Source organism: Salmonella sp. 741265055_HSA (genome assembly GCF_046569525.1).
In the GTDB taxonomy this organism is placed as follows: Bacteria; Pseudomonadota; Gammaproteobacteria; order Enterobacterales; family Enterobacteriaceae; genus Salmonella; species Salmonella enterica.
The window spans coordinates 1-15261 of record NZ_JBKFSQ010000048.1 but is presented as its reverse complement, the minus strand read 5'-3'; the positions used below and the strand labels follow the sequence as shown (position 1 = coordinate 15261).

The following is a 15261-nucleotide window of genomic DNA, read 5'->3' as shown; positions in this document are numbered from 1 at the left end:
GGAGTTATCATGCCTGATTTATCCGCCGCGGAGTTTACCTTATTACAGGGTGCGCACCTGTTTGCGCCAGAAGACCGGGGCATCTGCGATGTTCTGCTCGCGAATGGCAAAATTATTGCCGTCGGCGCTGACATCCCCGGCGATATCGTACCGGACTGTGCGGTAATTAATCTTAGCGGCCGTATGCTGTGCCCGGGCTTTATCGACCAACACGTTCATCTGATCGGCGGCGGCGGCGAAGCGGGGCCGACGACGCGGACGCCGGAAGTCTCCCTGAGCCGCCTGACGGAAGCCGGGATAACAACGGTCGTCGGCCTGCTTGGCACCGACTCCGTCAGCCGTCATCCCGCGTCGCTGTTAGCCAAAACGCGAGCGCTAAATGAGGAGGGGATCACCGCCTGGATGCTCACGGGCGCTTATCACGTTCCGTCGCCGACCATTACTGGCTCGGTAGAAAAAGACGTCGCGCTGATCGATCGCGTCATTGGCGTGAAATGCGCAGTCTCCGACCACCGTTCCGCCGCGCCCAGCGGGAATCAACTCGCCAGCATGGCCGCCGAATCACGCGTTGGCGGCCTGCTGGGCGGCAAACCCGGTGTCAGCGTTTTTCATATGGGCAGCAGCAAAAAAGGGTTACAGCCGCTGTATGACATCCTGGAAAACAGCGACGTGCCGATCGGTAAACTGCTGCCTACCCACGTCAACCGTAGCGAATCGCTTTTCGAGCAGGCGCTGGCGTTTGCGCTTAAAGGCGGCGTGATCGACATTACCACCAGTATCCCGGATCCCGTCGCGCCGGCGGAGGGCATTGCCAGAGCGGTAAAAGCCGGCGTCCCGCTTTCCCGGGTGACGCTCAGTTCAGACGGCAACGGCAGCCAGCCGCTATTTGACGCTGCCGGAAATCTGACGGGCATCGGCGTCGCGGGCTTCGAAAGCTTGCTGGAGACGTTGCAGACGCTGGTTAACCACTACGGATTCAGCCTGACTGATGCTCTGCGTCCGCTGACGACCAGCGTAGCCGCCTTCCTCAGTCTGGACGGCAAAGGCGAAATCCGTCCCGGTCACGATGCGGATTTGCTCGTCTTTAGCGCAGATTTACGCATTGAGCAGGTGTATGCGCGCGGCAAACGCATGGTTAATGAGGGGAAAGCCTGCGTAAAAGGTACCTTTGAACCGGCGTAATTCCCGCTAGTTTCAGGCTGCCCCATCACGGCATTCTGAAAGAGGACGGGATAAGCGGTTGTCAGCCGCCCGAATGGACGTAGAATGCCCCTTCGGCGGCTGACAGGATAACGGTAAATGGATGTAACTGGAGCAGGTTTGCACAATATTGAGACAAAATGGCTATATGATTTTCTGACGCTGGAAAAGTGCCGCAATTTCTCTCAGGCCGCCATTATCCGCAACGTATCGCAACCCGCTTTTAGCCGGCGGATTCGCGCCCTGGAACATGCCGTGGGCGTTGAACTGTTTAACCGACAGGTCTCGCCGCTACAGCTTTCCGAACAGGGTAAAATCTTTCACTCTCAGGTTCGCCACCTGTTACAGCAACTGGAAAGTAATCTGACCGAACTGCGCGGCGGCAGTGATTATACGCTGCGTAAAATCAAGATTGCCGCCGCCCACTCGCTCTCCCTCGGCCTGTTGCCGACCATCGTTAAGCAGATGCCGACGCAGTTTACCTACGCCGTTGAGGCGATAGATGTCGACCAGGCGGTGGATATGTTACGTGAGGGGCAAAGCGATTTTATCTTTTCTTATCACGATGAAAACCTGCAACAAGCGCCGTTTGATAATATCCGCCTGTTTGAGTCGAGACTGTTTCCGGTTTGCGCTAACAATGGCCGGGGCGAGCCGCGCTATACGCTTGAGCAGCCGCACTTTCCCCTGCTTAATTACAGTCAGAACTCCTATATGGGCCGATTGATAAATCGTACCCTGACTCGCCATGCTGAACTGAGTTTCAGTACATTTTTCGTCTCTTCGATGAGTGAATTGTTAAAACAGGTTGCGATGGACGGCTGCGGAATCGCCTGGTTGCCTGAGTATGCTATCCGTCAGGAGATTACCGACGGGCGCCTGATAGTGCTTGATGCCGACGAACTGGTTATCCCGATCCAGGCTTATGCTTATCGCATGAATACCCGCATGAGTCAGGTAGCCGAAACATTTTGGCGCGACCTGCGTGGGCTTCAGGCCGCGCTGTAAACACCTCAGGCGGTAAGGCGTTGTTCCCCGGTCAAAGAGGCGCGGGTGTCCGGCCAGGACTCATACCAACGAATCGCCGCACGCACCAGCGACGCTGTGGAATCAATCATCGGGCACGCTATCGCGCGTTCATGTCCGGCCACAATAAGCGGAATTTCGGTACACCCCATAATAATTGCCTGAGCGCCACGGGCAATAAGGCTATCGATTTGCGGCAGCAGCAGCGCTTGCGCCGCAGTTTTATCGCCACGTTTAAGCGCATAAATAGCCTGCATTACCAACGCCTGCCCCGCTTCTTCTGGCTGAATTAACGTCAGCCCCCGCGCCAGAGCTTTCTTTTGATATAACCCGGTCGCCAGCGTCGCATTGGTCGCCAGCAGACCAACGTGCCGCGCCGATGGCGGAATATCCCCCAGGGTAGCGTCCAGAATGCTGATCATTCGCGCTTTCGCGACGTTCTGTAAATCATCAAACCAATAATGCGCAGTGTTGCATGGGATAACGATACACTCCGCCCCGGCGTCTTCCAGCATATGCAGATAACGCTCCAGATAACGGTATGGCGAAGGCCCGCCGGATAACAGACATGCTGTACGATCGGGAATATCAGGGATAGAGCTGACAATGAGTGGGATGTGTTGTTGATCACAACTGGCATGTCGTAATTCAACAAATTTTTCCAACATATCCGCCGTTGCCGCAGGTCCCATCCCCCCCAGTATCCCAATGGTGTGTTTCATCGCTTTTCCCGCTTATTTACGTCAAGGTCAGAAACACACTATCAACTTGATGTGTATATAAAAAATGCCGTTTTATTAGCGGCTATGCGTAAAAATCATAACGAGTGTAAAGGCCATGCGCTATCGCCTTTTCAGGCAATCGATTAGTTACATGAGCGCTCATCGACCTTCGCAAGCCGCTAAATGCCATTTCGCTATACCGCATCGCCCACTGCGAGTCCGCAAGCTTGTTTTGTCCTCATCGCCACAGCGCCTGTCGGTGAAGGGGCCGCCGTGTTTTGCTTTTCGACGCTAATGCGGGAATATCCCAGCGAATATGACTATAAACCAAATCCACAGTCTCCATGGCGCTGCCTTCGGCGTCGCCATGATTGCTCATGCGTGAAATCCGCACATTGGTGAGCGTATAAATAATAAATGGCAGCATTGTGCCCTTATCACTACGGCATAATGTCAGCACGCCTTCTTTCACCGTTTTCCCGTTACAATAGTGCTCATAGAGGCCAGGCGTAGCAAGATCGACAGGCTTTGTCAGCGTCAATCCTCCAATATATGTCCCTCTCGCTTCGTCGGACTCCCGTTTCGTCGGGTTGTGGTTGTAAGCAATAATTTCTATTTGGTTTTCGAAACCTTTGATCCGGCTTTCGCCTTCAATACCGTCCAGTTTTAAATAGATGGCGTCCATCCCCCCTCCGTGATTATCATGCGGCAAAGCAGGCTGACAAGGACGGAACGCCAACAATGAAAGAACGTTCCATTTTCCAGCCATTTCATTGGTGTCTCTGTATACCAGATTAAATACCGACAATCTGCTATAACTGGATTCTTGCTAAATACCTTCTGCCATCAACAATCCATTTTACAATAGCGCTACTGACCTGAAATCTATTACGCCAGGCATTCAAGCATCGTTTCCTGAATAACCATAGCCGCTATAAGAACCATATCAAAAAAGAAATATCAATATCATTTCTTATTTTTATCCGAGAAATTACTTAATTCCACAGAATCAGAATATAGACAATTCTTATTCCTTTTCACATCAATGGGTTTTTTAGACTTTTGTCATATCGAAAACAACCATTCCAATAGAACATATTTACTATGTGAATATATTTAATGTTTTTATCGCGCGCAGTGTTATCACAGTAATAAATGATTTGCATCAAAAATGCGCCTTTCAGCGCCACGTATTTTTGGGCAGCAAATTATAAAATCGCGTTTCAAAGTCAGTAACATGTTCTCTGTTCAGGCGATATGACTTTATGCCCGGACGACACGCCAGCCGCTTTACCCTTACGTTTAGTCGTGATACGTTAGACCACATGAACACGAAACGATCCAACGCTACGCAACGTCATCTCCGCTGGTGGCTGCCTTCCTGAAGGCGGCACGGATCACTATCCCTCTTTAAGTAGCCGCCGAAAGGCGGCTACTGTGTTTCGGGACGTCTTTCGGCTTTACAGTAAGCATAAAGGAGTCCTTAATGAACACCCTTCCCATCATTCTGACTGGCGATCGCCCCACCGGCTCGCTGCACCTCGGCCATTATGTCGGTTCACTGCGCCAGCGCGTCGCGCTACAGCAGGATCACCAACAGTATGTCCTGATTGCCGACCTGCAGGGACTCACCGATAACGGCAGTAATCCGCAAAAAATCCGCGATAATATTCCGCAAGTGTTAGCTGACTATCTGGCCGTCGGCATCGATCCCGCGCTAACGACGATCTGCCTGCAATCCGCATTACCCGCCCTCGCTGAATTAACGGTGCTGTATATGAATATTGTTACCGTCGCCCGAGTGGAGCGTAATCCTACGGTAAAAAATGAGATTGCCCAAAAAGGCTTTACCCGTTCCCTGCCGGTCGGGTTCATGGCGTATCCCATTAGCCAGGCGGCAGATATCACCGCCTTTAAGGCCGAAATGGTACCGGTTGGCGACGACCAATTGCCCATGATTGAGCAAACGAATGAGATCGTTCATAAGATGAATCGTCTTTTCTCCTCGCCGGTATTGCGACCCTGTCAGGCGCTCCTGAGCGATACGAGCCGTCTGCCAGGCATTGACGGCAGCGCCAAGATGTCGAAATCGCTCGGCAATACCCTGCTTCTTTCCGCCAGCGAAGAGACCATCCACCGTGCGGCCAGCGCGATGTACACCGATCCCAATCATTTAAAAATTAGCGATCCGGGAAAAATAGAAGGTAACGTCGTCTTTACGTGGCTGGATGCGTTCCATCCGGATAAAGCCAAAGTCGCGGCGATGAAAGCACATTATCAACAAGGCGGATTAGGCGATCGTGTCTGTAAAAATGAGCTGGAGACCTGCCTGCAAGAACTGATCGCGCCAATACGCGAACGACGGGCAACCTTTATTGCAGATAAGGGAATGCTAATGGAATTGCTGAAAAAAGGTAGCGAGCGGGCGCATGAGGTCACTCAAAAGACGCTACAGGAGGTAAAACGTGGACTGGGTCTGCCCACGCTATTCCAGGTATAATCAGGCATTAACGTTGTCCAGTGGCCATGACTCAAACAGATAGCCATCAAAGTAGATGTCATCAACATTGGAAAACTCCAGCAGACGCTGCTTCACGTTTTCCAGGTGCTGCCACATCGCCAGCTTCGCTGCGCGGGCGTCTTTCTTAATTAACGCCGCGAGGATCTGCTTATGATCGACCAGCCACTCCTTACGGTAAAGCGTATCGCCCAGATGGCTATGAAGCTGGAGCCACATCGGATTATTTTCACGCCATTGCCAGGACTGACGGAAGAGCTCTACCAACATACTGTTATGGGTCGCTTCGGCAATGGCCAGATGAAACTGCATATCGCCGCTTTCTGAGCCACCCGGCGCGCTGGAGGCAAGCTCTCGCTCTTCCAGTTGTAACGCCTGGCGCATTTTAATGATGTCCTCGCGGGTGGCCTGCAGAGCGGCAAATTCAGCGATATTGCTTTCCAGCAACTGACGCGCCTGTAACAGTTCAAACGGCCCGGCGTCATTACAGTGATTGACGTCAGCGCCTTCCATCTCGTTATTATCCGCGCTGTCGAGCACGTAGATCCCGGCGCCGCGGCGGACTTCAACCAGACCTTTAATTTCCAGCATGATCAGCGCTTCACGCACGACGGTACGCGTCACATTGAGCCTCTCAGCGATCTCTCTTTCCGGCGGCAAGCGCTCCCCGGGGCGGTACGGTGTCTGAACAATCAGATCGCGTATCATTGCGCCCACTTCCTGGTAAGGTCTTTGCTGAGAAGCGTTTGATTTCATATTGGTCGTGCCCGTCCGATGCGATTTCCCGGTATCAGACTATAGCATTTGTAAAGAGGGATAGCACGCGTAGCACACCAAAAACGCGAAACTGGTCAACCAACAAAACAATAATGCGCCCCGTTTCGCTAGTGAAGTCAGATGAAAGAAAAGGCAATAGACAATACACGACTGATGTTCCACCTTTAGCCCTGATTCCTGAATATGAACATCATATTGGTTTACCAATATAAAATTTATCAACCAAAAATCACGCCATAAAATGTGTCTGTACATTGACAGGAACAACGCCTCTGACATAGCGTGATCGGCGAAAATCCAGCCGCTCTCTTTGTATCAAGAACGCGTTATGATAAAAGTTTTCGCCCAGGCGTATCCGGGGGGAGCAACGCCTCCAGTCTGTCGAGCCGCCATCACCGGGCAGCGATTATTCTGCATGAAATTTATGGTATTAACGCTCATATCCAACGCGCAGGCCATGAATGGATGACGCGCGGATTCGACATCTATATTCCCACGCTGCTTTCTCCCCATTCCCCTTTCGCTATGAACGACAGAGGCCAGATTTTCAGCTTTAATGGAGACTTTTTTCAACGAGCTGTTCCAGTTTTTTCAAAGCCTGTATGGCTGCGGCATCAAGACCATAACGTTGCAGCGTTTCGGCGGGATGATAACTGACCAACGTTCGCCCATCGGCTTGCTGGCTAATGAGCACCCGAAACGGTAAATCCAGCGCCAGTTCGGGATGCGCCAGCATAAGAGGCGTTCCGCCTTTAGGATTGCCAAAAACCAGAACCGTTGTCGGCGGCATTTTCAGGTTAACATTCTGTGCCGCTCTGGCATGGTCAAATTCCCCAAATAACACCAGACCGTGATCGGCGATAGCGTGCATCAACCGCGACCTGGTCTGCAAATAGTCATAAGCGCTGTAGGTTTTAACCATGGTTATCGATCCATCCTCCGTTGCAAAGCCAGGCCTTATTAAGATTAACATCAAGGTTACCGCCAGTAAAAAAGGCTTTAAAATAGTGCTCATTCTTCTCTCTCCCTGCCCCAATACCCATGAGTAAATGCGACACAGATGATATACGGTTTAAAAATCAGTCATCGTACTGTACCCCTTATTGTTGCATTGAACAGCTCATCACTAAAAAAGCAGACGGCAGAACAAAAAATTCCGACGTCAGAACAAATTTAAATAACGATGATGCAGTCTGACTGAGCGACAGCGCTATCATTATTATGGCGCAACACCATCTTCTTCAGCCCGCTGGGTAAGAAAAAATATACTTCGCTCAGTAAGATAATAGATACTACAGGCCAACTCTTCAGAGATACGGAGCATCATTGCGTAGTGATGATGCGACTTTTCTGGCGCCATCGGCAGAAATATTTCTGACTCCAGCACATTATTTAAAAAATGAAATTTATGTGCATATTCAGCAGATATAACGCCTCTCGCCATCAGGTTAGCCATTAGTGTATTTAAACTATCTTGTTCATGATATACGATATTTTTTCTCTCATGAATTCTGATAAGAACGCTTCTGAAGACTGCATAACACTCCCTTACGACACAGGCAAAATCATTAAGCATCAGGCGATTATAGGCTTCCATAAGATCATATTCGACAAAGCCATACTCTCCAGGGGAGTACAAATAATAACATATATTTTTAAGCCGTTTTATTCTGCGCAATCTTACGATTCTACCATTTTCATATCGATATTTTAAACTATGCTCATGAAATATATTATTTAATTCGCTAATCGCCTTATCCGGTTCTAACCCAAGCGTAACTTCATAGGTCCGAAGGTAGGTATCTATATAGTTAAAAGCAAGCTCAATGGTATCAATATGCTTTCTTTTATCATCTGTTTTTAATAACAGATTACTCATTTCATCCAGATATGACGTTGAATGCGCATATAAGGTGAATAAGCCATACTCTTTGCGCAACGTTTTACATATTCTTCGATAAACTTCGTCAGAATGACTATTATGATAGCAGTATAATGTCATATCATAAAAAGAGGAGCAATTTCCTAGCGTATTGATAATCAATAAGATTATTTGCTCGCGTATTTCTAACGAAATATCTTCATATAACAGATCGCTATGCCTTAGTGAGTATGGTCTAAAGGTGTGCATTCCTCCCCCTGTAACCGCAACAGAACAAATTACGCTATGGATAGCATCACATTACTCTAATTCAGTGATTCGGGTATTAATATCAGCTCAACAGTGAGACACTTTTTCTTATTTTTTAATTGTGTTGAGTTAATATTTGTTTACTTTACAGATAATTATAACTTATCGCCCTTTTTCATTCTGCTGGCTTGCGCAAAGAACCCATAGAACATCATCACTGGTGCGAAAATCTGGATTATCCGTGGCGATTCAGTCTTCACTGAATGCCACAGACAAGGGTTATTCAACTAAAGCTCACCTGTCCCTTAGTCCTTCTTTCATTCCGTTACGTCGCTGCCATACCAGCACACTTAAACGTATAAGGTGAGCTTATTATTTTTATCGACGGGTCAGAACAATCCTTCGCCGGTCATACAGTGTTTCAACTGAGAGCTGCAAATCATATTTCGCATTCTTCAGTTTTCGCGATTTAAGCATTTTCATCGTGACGCCACTTATTTGCCCTGTTTCAATCCGTCTCTTGATTTCGGTTGCGCTTAACAGGAGTTGCCTCTTCAAAATCGACAGCAAGCTGACCTGAAAAGAACGGGAAATCCTGACGCTAACACTGACCTGCTTGTGGGAGGCGATACTGACCAGCCACCGTTCCTGAATGTGAAAATCAGGCTGCCCCGATAATTCAGCATTATTTCGCTTCAGGATCGCGTTGTCATAAGCAAAATATTGCACCGTGGCAGCATCATTCGCCATCAGTCGGCAATAAAGATCGCGGTTAATTTTGCTGACTGGCAGGCGCGAGAACAGGGAGATATTCCAGGTGTAATCGCAGTGTGTACATTTATAGATACTCCAGACATCGAGTACCTTCTTTTGCGAATTAACCCGAAATGCCCCAGAAGGCGTGAAGTCCCGTTTTACGCTGCATGAAGGGCAACGTTTCGCTATGCGCTGATACCCCACAGGAGTGACAGTCCATATGACTTTCATAACGTACCTTTTTTAACCCATACAAAACCGGATCCGAACTCAGCGGACCATAAATGTTTGTGTATGAAAAATATTTAAGTGATATTTTTCAGTGGGTTAAAAAAAAGATTTCCAACGCAACAACCCTGTCAATGGCTAAAAAGATACGCCGAGATTATCAAAGCGGCCATTATCGGGTATATGAGTTTAATCAATATTCATTATGGTAGCGGCGGGATCTATTCAACTGACTTGCTAAACGCATGATCCTCCCTTTGAGATCACACTTTTCACTCCCGGTTATTCACTTACAGAAATCAGGTGTTATCATTCACGACGTAAATACCTTTCAACTCAACCCGAGGCTTTGATGCTGGAGAATGTCATCATCTGATAATCAGTTCCCCGACCTTTTCAGGCCGGACTGATTATCAATGCGCCGAAATCGAATGCGGACACCGCAGTGTGTTTGCACGTTTTGCCTATGATGATTAAACAGGTTCTTCAGTATGAATTTATCCCGTCAGGAACAACGTACCTTACACGTTCTCGCTAAAGGCGGACGCATTACGCACATCCGCGATGCGTCAGGCCGCGTCACCGCCGTTGAATGCTATAGCCGCGAAGGGCTGTTGCTCGCCGATTGCACGCTCGCTGTATTCAAAAAACTCAAAACCAAAAAGCTGATCAAATCCGTTAACGGTCAGCCCTACCGCATTAATACAACCGGGCTGAACAACGTTCGCGCCCAGCCTGACAATCGCTAAGGAGATGATGATGGATATCAGCGCCGTTATTTTTGCAACGCATCGCATTCGGCTATTACCCGATGAAGGCAAAATCCCCTGGGACGAGCCAGCCTTCAGTCAACGTATGCTGGAAAATCATCTGTCGCAGGACCACGACTGGGCCAGCCGCCGGCTAACCGTGATTGAGCAACAAGTAACATGGATTACCCGTCAGTTACCCGCTGGCACCCGCATTCTGGATCTCGGCTGTGGACCCGGTTTTTATACTCGCCTGTTAGCGGAGCGTGGGTTTCACTGCACAGGCGTAGATTTCTCTCCGGCATCCATCACATGGGCTCGCCAGCAGGCGCAAGCCGCAAACCTGAATATTGACTACATTCAGCAGGATATTCGTACATACCACCCCACGGAACCTTTTGATTTCATTATGATGACGTTTGGGGAACTGAATGTCTTTAGCGCTGCTGATGCGCAAAGCCTCATCAGTCATTGCGCGCAGTGGTTGAAACCGGATGGCAAACTGCTTGTTGAAGTGCATACCTTCGATGAAGTTAAACGCCAGGGCATGGCGCAGCCAGGCTGGCAGCGTTGTCCGCACGACCTGTTTCTTGCCGAGCCTCATCTGCTGTTAACGGAAAATGCCTGGGATGAAGAGGCCCAAACCAGCTCAACGCAGTTCTGGGCGATAGCGGAAAACGGCTGTACCACCCGTTTCGGCAGTCAAATGAAGGCCTGGCGCGATGATGAATATATCAGCCTGCTTGGTGATGCTGGCTTCACTGTGTTGCAGCGCCCGGACAGTCACACCTGGCCGGTCGGCGAGACTTTTGTAGGCAAGCTGTTTGCGCTGCTGGCTGAAAAAGCCCCTCCCGCTGAGGGAATCGCCCTCAGTAAAAGGAATAACCCAATGGATATCCCACGTATTTTTACCATTAGCGAAAGCGAACACCGTATCCATAATCCGTTTACAGCGGAAAAGTACGCCACACTGGGCCATGCGTTACGCATGAAGCCAGGCACGCGGATTCTCGATCTCGGTAGCGGTTCGGGTGAGATGCTCTGCACCTGGGCTCGCGATTACGGTGTTACAGGTACTGGGATTGATATAAGCCCGCTCTTCACCACACAGGCAAAACAACGTGCAGAAGAGCTCGGCGTCAGTGAATACGTACATTTTATTCATAACGACGCGGCCGGTTATATCGACGAGGAAAAATATGACGTAGCGGCCTGCGTAGGCGCTACCTGGATTGCGGGCGGTGTCGCGGGAACAATAGATCTGCTGGCCAAAAGCCTCAAACCTGGCGGGCTCATTCTCATCGGTGAACCGTACTGGCGTCAGATCCCCGCAACGGAAGAGATCGCCCACGCCTGTGGCGTCTCATCCGTCGCCGATTTTCGTCCCCTGCCCGAGCTGGTCGCCTTTTTCGACCAACTCGGCTATGACGTAGTGGAAATGGTGCTGGCGGACCCGCAAGGCTGGGACAGATATGAAGCCGCGAAGTGGATGACCATGCGCCGCTGGCTGGAGGAAAACCCTGACGATGAGTTTGCGCAAGAGGTTCGAACAGAACTGACGGTAGCCCCCAAACGTCACGTCACCTGGACGCGAGAATACTTTGGCTGGGGCGTATTTGCGTTAATCGAGCGATAACGTGAAGCAGGAGGTATAGCCTACAAGAGGTATACCTCCATTTAAAAGTATGCAACAAATTAACGCGGCTCAAGGCGGGAATATATCGTCTTAGAGACTATCCCACCAGGCGTTATTGGCGCAGCCAGTTTGGACACGGACAGCGCGCAAAAACCGGAGCGTACACGTAGTACGTGAGGATTTTGAGCACTGCCCAGGTCCAAAATGGCAAGTAAAATAGCCCTAATGGGATAGGCTCTTAATTTCGCCATTAAGTTTCGCCACAATATGTCGCAAGACGTGCAAGCGTTCCACCTCACCTGATGAGCGAAACCACCATCAATAAGACGTTATTGCTGCGATTCAATTATTAAAAATAAAAAAAGAACCAGAAGAAAATTAAAAAATGACTTACCCACCATATTAGCCATTGTTAAAATCAAAGTAATCCCCCGTAAAAGCTGGATGTTTTTATTTCTCATAGACGAGAATTTATATATTATGATATAATGCGGTAGAAAAACATGCAGGTTATTAACCTGCCATTAATGTAAATAATTTTTTGAGGAGATGTTTCCAGTGGGACGTAAATGGGCAAATATTGTTGCTAAAAAAACGGCTAAAGACGGTGCAACGTCTAAAGTATATGCAAAATTTGGAGTAGAAATCTATGCTGCGGCTAAACAAGGTGAACCAGACCCGGAATCAAACTCAGCTTTAAAATTCGTTATTGAACGTGCGAAACAAGCACAGGTTCCAAAACATGTTATTGATAAAGCCATTGATAAAGCCAAAGGTGGCGGAGATGAAACGTTCGTGCAAGGGCGTTATGAAGGCTTTGGACCAAATGGTTCAATGGTTATCGCTGAAACGTTGACATCTAATGTTAACCGTACGATTGCTAATATCCGCACAATTTTTAATAAAAAAGGCGGGAATATCGGAGCGGCAGGTGCTGTCAGCTATATGTTTGACAATACTGGAGTGATTGTATTTAAAGGAACAGACCCTGACCATATTTTTGAAATTTTGCTTGATGCTGAAGTTGATGTTCGTGATGTAACCGAAGAAGAAGGAAACATCGTTATTTATACTGAAGCTACAGACCTGCACAAAGGAATTGCAGCGCTAAAAGCAGCTGGAATTACTGAATTTTCAACAACAGAATTAGAAATGATTGCTCAATCAGAAGTTGAACTTTCACCAGAAGATTTAGAAATCTTTGAAGGACTTGTTGATGCCCTTGAAGATGATGATGATGTGCAAAAAGTATATCATAACGTTGCAAACCTCTAATTATAAATTAAACAAATCTGTCTCTATGGCAGATTTGTTTAATTTATAAAGCTGTTATAAAAAAGTCTATCTGGCCAGATATATAGATTTTTAAATTTATGTCTTATCACGACCTGATCTGACACATAGCATTGAAAGATTGAGAGTTACCGGTTTTGATATGGTGTCAAATCCTTATATAAAACATGAGGTAATTTTCATGCTTCATACGACGAATCCCGTCAGCAAGGCTAAGCAAAAGCCAGCAATATCGGGTTGCTTACAATCTCCCTGTGCTCTTTAAGGCACCGCCCTTATAAATTCTGCTTGTGCTCATGATGGCTCATCTGGCGCTCTACGCGTCGCTTGACCATAGGTGTGACTCCACCAGCGCGCTACAGACCATAGTGCGAGAACCGTGGCCGATTACTTTGATGCCTTTGATGTGATTCTGTTTTTAGCAGATAACGTATACCTCACTCAAAATCCCCCCAGATCAATGTCCTCTTCTGAACACCTCCCTCTTGTGCCATTCCACAAACCGTTCACCCGGATAATTTTCTTTCATCTGCGGCAACGCGATCTCTTTCCCCGCAAAATCCCAGAACAGCCGCTGTACCACCCCGCCACCATTCACCGCGTCGGAAACCACCACGCGCATATTTTCATCCAGACCAATCGAACCACGATCGAACGCTTTATGATGAATTGCGCACAACGCCAGGCCATTAGGCACTTCACAAGGGCCATGATGCTGCTTCCATCTGATATGGGCTGCTTCAAGGGCTATAGGGGCGTTGTCGTGGCGCATATTGAAGCCGCAGACCGCACACTGATAATTGTAAGCTCGTAGCACCGCCTGGCGGAACTTCGGATCGCGTTGACGGAGAGAGGTGCGAATATCAAAACCCATCTCGTCAGCGATGTCTTCCTGAATACTGGTCGGAAAATGCGCCTCAAGGATCTGCTGCGCTAGCGTGTCGATTAGCTTACGTTTTTTTGTTACCAGCGCGAAATTGTCGACATCAAACCCACCAGCAACATTATATTCAATGAGTTCACGTTTAGGTGGCTGGCGGCTACCGCTGGTTGAGCATAATTCCGCGTTTTGCAATTCCCAGAAACCATCGCCCTTCAAACGCCAGAACGGCATATCCGGGCGCTGTTCACGGCGCTGTGGCCCATAGCGCTCCAGCAAATCCAGCAATTGCTCATGAATTTCAGAACCATAATCAAACAGGCGATCGTGGCCCTGCCGATAGTGCGAGAGGACATATAACAGCAATAACGGCTTATGCGGCGCTCGCTGTTCGCCTTTGTGCCAAATAGTAATATTTGATATCGCTTGCTTTAGGGTTTTGTCAGAGGTCATTACGTTGAAGAATCCATGAGCACATAGTTGCGATGATGCTCGCAACTATATGTACATTCAAGACATTATTGCAGACATACTTTTTGTCTGTCGGCTCTGTCCTGATGGTTAGCATGCTGATAACAACGGAAAAAACACAGCGCTCAACCGAGAAAGGTAGGTAACTTCTGGATTTCAGGCATAAAAAAGACCTAAGTTGAGGTCCATTTATATGCTTTTGGTGTGAAGGGCGGACTTGCCTTTAGGTTCAATGTATTGAAAATTGATGGATTTTTAGAATTTACTTTGGGGGTTGCCACAGAATGGGACATAAAATTGAATGCTGGGTGGAAGATCACAAAGTTGTGTGATTATTTTCCAGGTCCGAAACGGATTCCAGAGTAAGGCTTTTCCCGGCATTGCGCCAGTCGAGATGCTAAATCTCCCACATGTAGCTCCAGCTTGTGGCCATCCGGATCAAGAAAATAGAAAGATTGCCCTTCGCTTTTATTGTCTTTCCAGACCGTCACTCCCGCCTGTTTCAGCTTACACGAGAACGGCTCAAAATCCTCTGGCGCAATGCTGAATGCGTAGTGGGTGTAGTCACTTTCCTGCGGGGCCACGTAGTTACGGGATACGTCGTAAGAAAGGCAGACCCAAAGGTCGCCACAGGTAAGGTAAGCGCCAGTATCCCACTCAGCATGTAGCTGCAACCCCAGCAAATCGCGCCAGAAGGTCAGGCTAGTTTGCAAATTACTGACAGCAAGCGTTAAGTGGTTCAGAGATTGAAGCATAGGGATACCTGTAAGCGTACAGCGAGAACCGTATTGACGAGTACAGGCTATTTGGAAGGCAGTATGACCCGCCACGGCAGCAGTTCACCGACCCGGTTTACCGGCCAGTCAGCAATGAC

Annotated in this window: 14 protein-coding genes and 1 pseudogene; 7 read left to right on the top strand and 8 right to left on the bottom strand. The window is 48.5% G+C overall.

Annotated elements, in window-relative coordinates; translation table 11 throughout:
• The first annotated feature begins 9 nt into the window (after positions 1-9).
• Both iadA and hypT read left to right on the top strand, forming a co-directional pair.
• Positions 10-1182: a beta-aspartyl-peptidase gene (gene iadA, locus ACLD4K_RS19790; protein ID WP_021294479.1), complete on the top strand. Its 1173-nt coding sequence runs from the start codon at positions 10-12 to the stop codon at positions 1180-1182.
• 117 nt (positions 1183-1299) lie between these two features.
• A complete protein-coding gene (gene hypT / locus ACLD4K_RS19785; protein WP_000383509.1) occupies positions 1300-2208 on the top strand; it encodes a hypochlorite stress DNA-binding transcriptional regulator HypT in 909 nt (302 codons plus the stop codon).
• 5 nt (positions 2209-2213) lie between these two features.
• Here the strand turns inward: hypT and ACLD4K_RS19780 are convergent, their stop codons facing one another.
• Both ACLD4K_RS19780 and ACLD4K_RS19775 read right to left on the bottom strand, forming a co-directional pair.
• Positions 2214-2948: an aspartate/glutamate racemase family protein gene (locus ACLD4K_RS19780; protein WP_411012377.1), complete on the bottom strand. Its 735-nt coding sequence runs from the start codon at positions 2946-2948 to the stop codon at positions 2214-2216.
• Between the two features lie 238 nt (positions 2949-3186).
• Entirely contained in the window at positions 3187-3717 is a 531-nt protein-coding gene (locus tag ACLD4K_RS19775) for an Hcp family type VI secretion system effector (RefSeq protein ID WP_183059852.1), read from the bottom strand.
• 717 nt (positions 3718-4434) lie between these two features.
• On the opposite strand from ACLD4K_RS19775, the gene trpS reads away from it, so the two are divergent.
• Positions 4435-5448 carry a tryptophan--tRNA ligase gene (gene trpS, locus ACLD4K_RS19770; protein ID WP_411012376.1) on the top strand — a complete coding sequence of 338 codons (1014 nt, stop codon included), beginning with the start codon at positions 4435-4437 and terminating at the stop codon, positions 5446-5448.
• On the opposite strand, the gene uxuR is transcribed toward trpS, so the two are convergent.
• Positions 5449-6222: a Uxu operon transcriptional regulator gene (uxuR, locus tag ACLD4K_RS19765; protein ID WP_183059854.1), complete on the bottom strand. Its 774-nt coding sequence runs from the start codon at positions 6220-6222 to the stop codon at positions 5449-5451.
• Positions 6223-6528: 306 nt separating this feature from the next.
• Between uxuR and ACLD4K_RS19760 the strand changes: the two are divergent.
• Positions 6529-6792 (top strand): annotated as a pseudogene (locus ACLD4K_RS19760) (hypothetical protein); the annotation flags it as partial.
• A 4-nt stretch (positions 6793-6796) separates the two neighbouring features.
• Here the strand turns inward: ACLD4K_RS19760 and ACLD4K_RS19755 are convergent.
• The 3 genes from ACLD4K_RS19755 to ACLD4K_RS19745 form a co-directional block, all read right to left on the bottom strand.
• On the bottom strand, positions 6797-7258 hold the full coding sequence (locus ACLD4K_RS19755) for a DUF302 domain-containing protein (RefSeq protein ID WP_183059855.1): 462 nt from the start codon (positions 7256-7258) through the stop codon (positions 6797-6799).
• A 204-nt stretch (positions 7259-7462) separates the two neighbouring features.
• Positions 7463-8374, bottom strand: coding sequence for an STM4504/CBY_0614 family protein (locus ACLD4K_RS19750; protein ID WP_411012375.1), 912 nt, complete (start codon positions 8372-8374; stop codon positions 7463-7465).
• 378 nt (positions 8375-8752) lie between these two features.
• Entirely contained in the window at positions 8753-9361 is a 609-nt protein-coding gene (locus ACLD4K_RS19745) for a DUF1062 domain-containing protein (RefSeq protein ID WP_183059857.1), read from the bottom strand.
• 488 nt (positions 9362-9849) lie between these two features.
• On the opposite strand from ACLD4K_RS19745, the gene ACLD4K_RS19740 reads away from it, so the two are divergent.
• The 3 genes from ACLD4K_RS19740 (at position 9850) to ACLD4K_RS19730 (ending at position 13018) form a co-directional block, all read left to right on the top strand.
• A complete protein-coding gene (locus ACLD4K_RS19740) occupies positions 9850-10107 on the top strand; it encodes a YjhX family toxin (RefSeq protein ID WP_001054380.1) in 258 nt (85 codons plus the stop codon).
• A gap of 4 nt (positions 10108-10111) precedes the next feature.
• On the top strand, positions 10112-11743 hold the full coding sequence (locus ACLD4K_RS19735) for a methyltransferase domain-containing protein (RefSeq protein ID WP_411012374.1): 1632 nt from the start codon (positions 10112-10114) through the stop codon (positions 11741-11743).
• A gap of 558 nt (positions 11744-12301) precedes the next feature.
• Positions 12302-13018, top strand: coding sequence for a YebC/PmpR family DNA-binding transcriptional regulator (locus tag ACLD4K_RS19730; RefSeq protein WP_000532939.1), 717 nt, complete (start codon positions 12302-12304; stop codon positions 13016-13018).
• Between the two features lie 475 nt (positions 13019-13493).
• Here the strand turns inward: ACLD4K_RS19730 and ACLD4K_RS19725 are convergent, their stop codons facing one another.
• Positions 13494-14369: a phosphorothioated DNA-binding restriction endonuclease gene (locus ACLD4K_RS19725; protein WP_411012373.1), complete on the bottom strand. Its 876-nt coding sequence runs from the start codon at positions 14367-14369 to the stop codon at positions 13494-13496.
• 350 nt (positions 14370-14719) lie between these two features.
• Positions 14720-15142 carry a FosA7 family fosfomycin resistance glutathione transferase gene (locus ACLD4K_RS19720; protein ID WP_411012372.1) on the bottom strand — a complete coding sequence of 141 codons (423 nt, stop codon included), beginning with the start codon at positions 15140-15142 and terminating at the stop codon, positions 14720-14722.
• Positions 15143-15261 lie beyond the last annotated feature (119 nt).